The following is a 6,919-nucleotide window of genomic DNA, read 5'->3' on the forward strand; positions in this document are numbered from 1 at the left end:
GCTATAGTCATGAATATCCATTTACCATGGATAATTAAGTCATGAATATACAATTATTTTTATTCAATTGACATTTACAATATCCACTCATTATCTTTGTGTTTGGGTAGTAATGTAGGAGGAATTCTTAATGAAATCTACAGGAATTGTGCGTAAGGTCGATGAACTTGGACGCATCGTCATTCCTATCGAACTACGCCGCGTACTCGATATAGAAGTTAAAGATGCACTTGAGATCTTTACGGATGACGACAAAATCATCTTGAAAAAATATCACCCACGTATGACTTGTGCAGTAACTGGCGATGTATCAGACGATAATCTATCTCTTGCAGATGGTAAAATTGTTTTGAGTCCCGAAGGCGCAGAACTATTAATTAATGAAATTCAAAGAAAACTCGATAATAAATAATATGTGAGTTCAGCCATGAAGGTGCTTCATGGCTTTTTTATTTGTGAAACTCGTCATATACATGTTGTTTCTTCATGCCTCTTAGTTCTGAAACAAGTTTAATCGCATCTTTGGGTCTCATTCCTTCATTGACAAGTTCAGAAACATGATCCTTAGCAGTCCCTGTAAAATTGACTGTTTCCTCTTCATAACCTTCAATTATAACAACAAATTCACCTTTTAATGGAATTTCTTTGTCCATCATATGTAAAAGTTCATTTGCAGTTTTTCTTTCATGTTGCTCAAACTTCTTAGTAATTTCTCTGGAAATAGAAACAAGTCGTTTTGGGTCAAACTTTACCAAGTCTTTTAACAACTGTTTCATTCGGTGTGGAGATTCATATATCACAGCTGTCTTTCGATGGTGCAGAATTTCTGTCAGCTTTTCTTGTCTCTTCTGATTACTCTTTGGTAGAAAACCAAAATATGTGAATTCATAAGAAGGAATCCCACTTGCAACAAGTGCCATTGTAAAAGCAGATGCCGCTGGAATTACAGTATAGTCTAATGATTCATCCTGTAGGCGGCTAACAAGTTCAAAGCCTGGGTCTGAAATTACTGGCATACCGGCATCAGTAACCAAAGCAAACGACTTACCCGCTTTAAGTTCTTCAATAATCTCTTCAGTTGCTGTTTCTTTATTAAAGTCATGATAGCTTCTAAGCGGTGTGGTAATTTCAAAATGATTGGTTAGTTTCCTCGTGGTTCTTGTGTCTTCACAGAGAATTTCATCAACTGCTGCTAAAGTACTTACCGCTCGATAAGACATATCATCTAGATTGCCAATTGGTGTGCCAGTTATATACAACATATTCAGCCCTCCATCAAAGCTTTCTTTTCTACTTTCGATAATTGCTTTATTGCGTATTCTCTTTTTAAAGCCTCACTTTTTGTATGATACATCTCCACGTATCTTAAGATTACAGGTAGCCGTCCTCGTGTATACTTTGCACCTAGTCCTTTATTATGTATGTCCACTCTATGCTCTATATCAGTGGTATAACCTGTATAAAGCGTATCGTCATTACATTGTAGAATATAAACATAATATACCTTATCTGTCATTGCCGTAGTAGACCTCCAACATCTCAGGAGAGTATGTCCCGACTGTGTCGTAGATATAGAAAGGCTTGAGTACATCAACGTAAGCATTAGAGTTAAATATCGCCTCTATCACTATAAACATCGCTTCTTTAGACTGTGGATCATTATAAACATAACGCGCACGTCTAACCCTAAAACCACTATTGTGAAGTAAGGCGAATACTTCTGCACTTCTTTCAGCTCGATGTACCATATAAAGCCGACCTTTGTTTGTAATCAAGTAGCGGCATGCTTCAACAATACCTTTTAAATCGATGTGAATCTCATGTCTAGCAGTACGTTCAGCATCTTCAATTTTTACAGGTTGGTTGTTTGTAAAATACGGAGGATTGACTGTGATCACATCATAACTAGAATGATTAAACTTCGATTTTATATCTTTAATATCCAAATTATATACTGAAATCTGACCAGCTTTTCCATTCATTTCTACACTACGTTCAGCCATATCACATAGAGGTTCTTGGATTTCAACAGCATCAATTTTTTTATTCGTACGATAACTTAAAAGTAATGGAATGATGCCATTACCACTACAGAGATCCATGATATTTCTATCACGTTTTCTTAATTTTACAAAGTCACCGAGTAATAATGCATCGACTGAGAATGAAAATGTTTCGCTACTTTGAATAATTTTCATTTGTTCTCTGTATAGTTCATCGATTCTCTCACTTGGTTTTAACATCGTTTCACCTCAAAAAGAAAAGCAGCCAACAGCTGCTTAACCTTGTCTTTCATTAAAAAATGATTGGCAGAAGAGGCAATCGTCACCATGTCTATGAGTACCAAAGTGAATGCTACATACATGAAACCCTTCATCATATAGACTTTTTAAAGAATTCTCTTTAAATGGAACGTCTTTTTCTTCTTTCTCATTTAATAATTGTTCATAGTTCTCTTTTTCTATCTCTAAACTGACATTTTCTTCGACCAGTTTAACAGTTAATTCTTTTAAAGTTTGCATCTCTTCATTCATAACATGCAAATTACGTTCAAGCTGTTGAATGTGAAGGAACAATTGTTCACGGTCCATCAATTCACAACCTCCAGCTTATCAATATCTTCTTCACCATATTCTTCAATATAGTCATCAGAACCCTTTACTCTAACAGCTAGGTCTAAAATATTAATACCAATAACTTTACCGATACCAGCAGGTGTTTTTACTTTCTCGCCTACATCAGGTAACTTCACTCTGGCTTCTTCATAGTACTCATCTTCATAATTGAGACAACACATTAAACGACCACATGCACCGGAGATCTTACTTGGAGACAGTGATAAGTCCTGATTCTTCGCCATTTGAATACTCACGGGCACAAAGTCACCGAGGAATGTAGAACAACAGTGTGCACGTCCACATGGGCCTATACCACCTAAGTATTTCGCTTCATCACGTACACCAATTTGCCTGAGTTCAATTCGTGTTTTGAATTTTGTCGCTAATATTCTTACCAAATTTCTAAAGTCCACGCGCTCATCAGAAGTAAAATTAAAGATTAACTTTTTCAAATCGAGTGTGTATTTAGCATTGACGAGATTCATTTCAAGCTTTTCTTGTTTGACAGCATCCTTACAAAAATCAAGCGCTTCAGAAGCTTTTTCATCATTAACTTTGAATTTAATCAAGTCTTCTTCCGTTGCTAAACGTAGAAATTTACCGTCAGGCTCAACGATATTATCTTTTGGAATTTCATAAGTCCCTTTAACTACACTAAGTAGCTCAAGACCTCGTTTTGTTTCTGCAACGATATAATCGTGTCGCTCTATAGAATCATCACTACATGTGATGTAGAGATTGTCATAATAATCAAGTTGCGTCACCTTGATGATTTTAAACATAGTCCATCAACCTTTCGCACCTATGACCATACCTTCAAAAACAAGCATTGGATTGACGTTAAACGTTAACAATCGGTTTGCTTCTTGAATTTCTTCAAGTATTCGAGTTAATTTAGCCGGGTGAACATCATTACCTTCAGGCATATGGGTTTCAAATGGCTTAAAATCCTCTAATCCGATAGCATGGTGTAACGTTTGTCGTACAAATCCACTAATTAGCGCCAAGAGCATGACCTGATCCCTTCGATCATCACATAAATCAAGCATTCGCTTCATATCGATTAGCGTAAGTGGATGATCATGGATCCAACGATTCGAGAAATTGATGACTTCATTTCTAATAGTAGAAAACTTATCATCTAGCTCCTGAACATGAGTTGCATTTAAAGAGAGGACATTGACAGTCGTTCTTTCTGCTTCTGACAATTGGGGTAATGCATTAATACGATCCTCATCTTCACCTTGGATTGCGATATGTTGACTTCTCGAATGTATCGTTGGCAAAATGCCGCTTTTGTTAATTGTAAGTAGTATGGCAATGGTTTTTTCAGGTGGTTCTTCTAAAAATTTTAACACGCTATTTTCCGCTTGAGGTGTTAATTTCTCAAACTGCTCTATAATATAAACTTTATAGTCAGATTCGATTGGTTTTTGATTCATCCTACGAACCAATTCTTCAATCTGTTCTTTTTTAATCGATGTTTCTTTAGTGGATAAATAGTACAAATCCGGATGATTACCTGATTCTACCAACATTTGGTTTCTCTCAGTATCCCCAAAAATATGCAATGCAAAAAACTTACTATACTTAGACAAGGTTTCTATGGTGTCACCTTCAAACATATAAGTATGGCTCAGCTTTTTGTTATCAATAATTTTTAACAGTTGTTCTTTTACTACCCTGTTGTTCATTCTAGAATCTTTCGAATTGTTCGATTGGTAAGACGAATACTGTTGCGCCGCCTACTTCCACCTCAACTGGGTAGGGAATGTAAGAGTCAGCGTTACCACCCATAGGTGTAACTGGAGCAACTGTTTGCTCTCTGTTACCACATGTGTCATCAATTAATTTCAATAACTCATCGACACGTGCATCTTCTACCCCACATAGGAAAGTTGTATTCCCAGCACGTAAGAAGCCACCTGTAGATGCAAGTTTTGTATTACGGAAATCATTCTTAGTTAATTTATCATTTAATCTTTGGCTATCGTGGTCTTGTACAATCGCAATTACCATTTTCATAAATATTCACCTCTAAAATTTATATATTCTTCAATTACAGTTAAAGTATCGCTGACTACCTTCTCGACTGACTGTGATGCATCGACAACTTTAATCCTTTCAGGGTAAAGAATCGATAACTCATTATAACCCGAGACAACTTTTTTGTGAAAGTCTATAGTCTCTTGATCTAAACGATTATTTTCACGTCTATTGTCACTAATCCGCTTAAGACCAACCTCTGGTGCCAATTTTAAATAGATTGTTAAATCCGGCATATGATTGTCGATTGCAAATTGATTTATTGCCATCACTTCATCAAAACCAATTTCTCTCGCCATGCCTTGATAGGCAAGTGAACTATCTACAAAACGGTCACAGAGCACAATTTTTTTTTCGTTTAATGCAGGGATGACTCGTTCCACTAAATGCTGACGTCTAGACGCAGCAAACAAAAGTGCTTCAGTTCGCCCATCCATAACGTTTCCTTCATCTAACAGAAGGTCACGAATTTTTTCACTAATCGCAATACCGCCAGGTTCTCTCGTTGTAATTACTGGACAAGTTTTCGATAAGGCCTCATGGACGTGTTTAATCACTGTGGACTTACCAGAACCTTCAGGTCCCTCAAAAGTAATGAAGTAACTCATAATCTGCCTCATTCATAAGTAATAATTAATATTGTTATCTATACCCTCTATTTTAACATGATTAAACAGATATTGTTTGACAGTTTTAATGTCATCCTTAGTAAAGACACTTCCTTTTAACACCAAAGGTACACCAGGAGGATAAGGGACTACATTTTCTATGCATGTCTTATCTATAAGAAAGTTTAAATCAACGTCATTACTATGCTTCTCTTCTACCTTCTCTAGATGTTCTAAACGCTCTAACAACCATTCAAATGGATAACGATCATTTTCGTGCCATAGTGGTAGGCACCACAACACACCTTCATCCGTCGTCATTTCACTGTAGATATTTTGAGCGATAAGTTGTGCGTTAAGCTGGTAAGGACCATCCTCACTGTTTAAGAGCAACTTTGCTGGATCATTAACTTCAGTAACACTGATGTTTAAAGCTTTAAGTTTATTAATTAAAGCTTGTCGTTTAACAAAAAAGATTTGATCATCATATGTATTATAAAAATGCTGAGCATATTCGATAGAAGCCAAAACTAAATAGGACGGACTTGATGTTTCAAACTGATTAATATATGAACAAACCTTTTCATAAAGTTCACGTTTTTTCACAAAGATAACAGATGCCATGGTTAAGGCAGGTAGCATTTTATGATAGGATTCAACTACAATATCTGCACCTGTGACATGCGCGCCATCAGGAAAGTGATACGTTATAGATAAATGTGCACCATGGGCAGCATCTATAAGCACGTAGCCCCCAGTATTTTTAACATGGTTAACGATGGCCTGTAGATTATGAAGAATTCGTCCTTCATATGATGGTGAAGTTAGCACTAATACTTTATCTTTAAACGAGGTATCAAATATTTGGATATCTTCTATATAAGTATAAGAAGATTTGGATAAAGACAGAGCATTATATACAGATTTATGTAACTCACCTAATAGTACAAAACTAAAATCATCACTGAAAGCAAAAATACTACTCAAAATACCATTTGTTGTCCCATTGACCATTGCTTGTGCATAATAACCCGGCGCCTTATTGGCCAAAGACAGATTCAGTTCTTTTAAAACACCCTCAGGAGCATGCAAATTATCTAAACCTAAAATTTCAGTTCGATCAAAGTCTAAAGAGACATGCTCTGACAAATAACCGATAGTATCATTCTTATGACCCGGTACATGCATAGATAGGGCATTTGCTTTACTTAAGTCCCTAAGCGTTTCATATAACACCTTGCCACCTCATTAATCTGAACATATTATTCCTTATATTATAGTATAAATAGACAAAAAAAAGAGACCTAAAAGGTCTCTAGTATGTAAGCCTGGCAGCGTCCTACTCTCACGGGACGTCAGTCCAACTACCATCGGCGCTGGAGAGCTTAACTACTGTGTTCGACATGGGAACAGGTGTGGCCTCTCCGCCATCGCCGCCAGACTTTGAATGTATATACATTCAAAACCAAATAGAAGTGTCAGTAAAGAGTGAACGCACTCATTTATTTCTTACTTTGAATAAGTCTTCGATGGATTAGTATTCGTCCGCTCAATGTGTCACCACACTTACACGCCGAACCTATCAACCTCATAGTCTCTGAGGCATCTATTGGGGAAATCTCATCTTGAGGGGGGCTTCATGCTTAG

The 6,919-nt window shown here is 36.6% G+C and carries 10 protein-coding genes and 2 rRNA genes; 1 reads left to right on the forward strand and 11 read right to left on the reverse strand.

The genetic code is table 11. The features are described from left to right. Window positions 1–130 precede the first annotated feature (130 nt). Window positions 131–412 (forward strand): transition state genes transcriptional regulator AbrB, encoded by a 282-nt coding sequence (locus H624_RS0102610; protein ID WP_026866202.1) that lies wholly within the window; start codon window positions 131–133, stop codon window positions 410–412. Between the two features lie 37 nt (window positions 413–449). On the opposite strand, the gene rsmI is transcribed toward H624_RS0102610, so the two are convergent. The 11 genes from rsmI to H624_RS0102665 form a co-directional block, all read right to left on the reverse strand. Beyond that, the gene (gene rsmI, locus H624_RS0102615; protein WP_035855746.1) at window positions 450–1,262 is read right to left on the reverse strand and encodes a 16S rRNA (cytidine(1402)-2'-O)-methyltransferase; all 813 of its coding nucleotides are present in this window, start codon (window positions 1,260–1,262) and stop codon (window positions 450–452) included. A 2-nt stretch (window positions 1,263–1,264) separates the two neighbouring features. Further along, entirely contained in the window at window positions 1,265–1,516 is a 252-nt protein-coding gene (locus tag H624_RS0102620) for a GIY-YIG nuclease family protein (protein WP_026866204.1), read from the reverse strand. Beyond that, complete coding sequence (locus H624_RS0102625) at window positions 1,506–2,243, reverse strand: tRNA1(Val) (adenine(37)-N6)-methyltransferase (protein WP_026866205.1); 738 nt, start codon at window positions 2,241–2,243, stop codon at window positions 1,506–1,508. Before H624_RS0102625 ends, H624_RS0102620 begins: the two co-directional genes overlap by 11 nt. Window positions 2,244–2,279: 36 nt before the next feature. Continuing rightward, window positions 2,280–2,591 carry an initiation-control protein YabA gene (locus H624_RS0102630; RefSeq protein ID WP_026866206.1) on the reverse strand — a complete coding sequence of 104 codons (312 nt, stop codon included), beginning with the start codon at window positions 2,589–2,591 and terminating at the stop codon, window positions 2,280–2,282. Continuing rightward, window positions 2,591–3,400 carry a PSP1 domain-containing protein gene (locus H624_RS0102635; protein ID WP_026866207.1) on the reverse strand — a complete coding sequence of 270 codons (810 nt, stop codon included), beginning with the start codon at window positions 3,398–3,400 and terminating at the stop codon, window positions 2,591–2,593. Before H624_RS0102635 ends, H624_RS0102630 begins: the two co-directional genes overlap by 1 nt. A 6-nt stretch (window positions 3,401–3,406) precedes the next feature. Then, entirely contained in the window at window positions 3,407–4,312 is a 906-nt protein-coding gene (locus tag H624_RS0102640; RefSeq protein WP_026866208.1) for a hypothetical protein, read from the reverse strand. Window position 4,313: 1 nt separating this feature from the next. Beyond that, window positions 4,314–4,643 carry a cyclic-di-AMP receptor gene (locus H624_RS0102645; RefSeq protein WP_026866209.1) on the reverse strand — a complete coding sequence of 110 codons (330 nt, stop codon included), beginning with the start codon at window positions 4,641–4,643 and terminating at the stop codon, window positions 4,314–4,316. Further along, on the reverse strand, window positions 4,640–5,272 hold the full coding sequence (gene tmk / locus H624_RS0102650; RefSeq protein WP_026866210.1) for a dTMP kinase: 633 nt from the start codon (window positions 5,270–5,272) through the stop codon (window positions 4,640–4,642). Before tmk ends, H624_RS0102645 begins: the two co-directional genes overlap by 4 nt. A gap of 12 nt (window positions 5,273–5,284) precedes the next feature. Next, complete coding sequence (locus H624_RS0102655) at window positions 5,285–6,508, reverse strand: Orn/Lys/Arg family decarboxylase (RefSeq protein WP_026866211.1); 1,224 nt, start codon at window positions 6,506–6,508, stop codon at window positions 5,285–5,287. 90 nt (window positions 6,509–6,598) lie between these two features. Beyond that, window positions 6,599–6,713, reverse strand: a 5S ribosomal RNA gene (rrf, locus tag H624_RS0102660). Between the two features lie 73 nt (window positions 6,714–6,786). Then, window positions 6,787–6,919, reverse strand: a 23S ribosomal RNA gene (locus tag H624_RS0102665); the annotation flags it as partial.

This window comes from Jeotgalicoccus marinus DSM 19772 (assembly GCF_000425825.1).
In the GTDB taxonomy this organism is placed as follows: domain Bacteria; phylum Bacillota; class Bacilli; order Staphylococcales; family Salinicoccaceae; genus Jeotgalicoccus; species Jeotgalicoccus marinus.

What these genes read in the sequence shown, in the direction of transcription:
- H624_RS0102610 (WP_026866202.1), top strand. Translation starts at nt 131, where the DNA reads ATGAAATCTACAGGAATTGTGCGTAAGGTCGATGAACTTGGACGCATC.
- H624_RS0102645 (WP_026866209.1), bottom strand. Translation starts at nt 4,643, where the DNA reads ATGAAAATGGTAATTGCGATTGTACAAGACCACGATAGCCAAAGATTA.
- tmk (WP_026866210.1), bottom strand. Translation starts at nt 5,272, where the DNA reads ATGAGTTACTTCATTACTTTTGAGGGACCTGAAGGTTCTGGTAAGTCC.
- H624_RS0102625 (WP_026866205.1), bottom strand. Translation starts at nt 2,243, where the DNA reads ATGTTAAAACCAAGTGAGAGAATCGATGAACTATACAGAGAACAAATG.
- H624_RS0102630 (WP_026866206.1), bottom strand. Translation starts at nt 2,591, where the DNA reads ATGGACCGTGAACAATTGTTCCTTCACATTCAACAGCTTGAACGTAAT.
- H624_RS0102640 (WP_026866208.1), bottom strand. Translation starts at nt 4,312, where the DNA reads ATGAACAACAGGGTAGTAAAAGAACAACTGTTAAAAATTATTGATAAC.
- H624_RS0102635 (WP_026866207.1), bottom strand. Translation starts at nt 3,400, where the DNA reads ATGTTTAAAATCATCAAGGTGACGCAACTTGATTATTATGACAATCTC.
- rsmI (WP_035855746.1), bottom strand. Translation starts at nt 1,262, where the DNA reads ATGTTGTATATAACTGGCACACCAATTGGCAATCTAGATGATATGTCT.
- H624_RS0102620 (WP_026866204.1), bottom strand. Translation starts at nt 1,516, where the DNA reads ATGACAGATAAGGTATATTATGTTTATATTCTACAATGTAATGACGAT.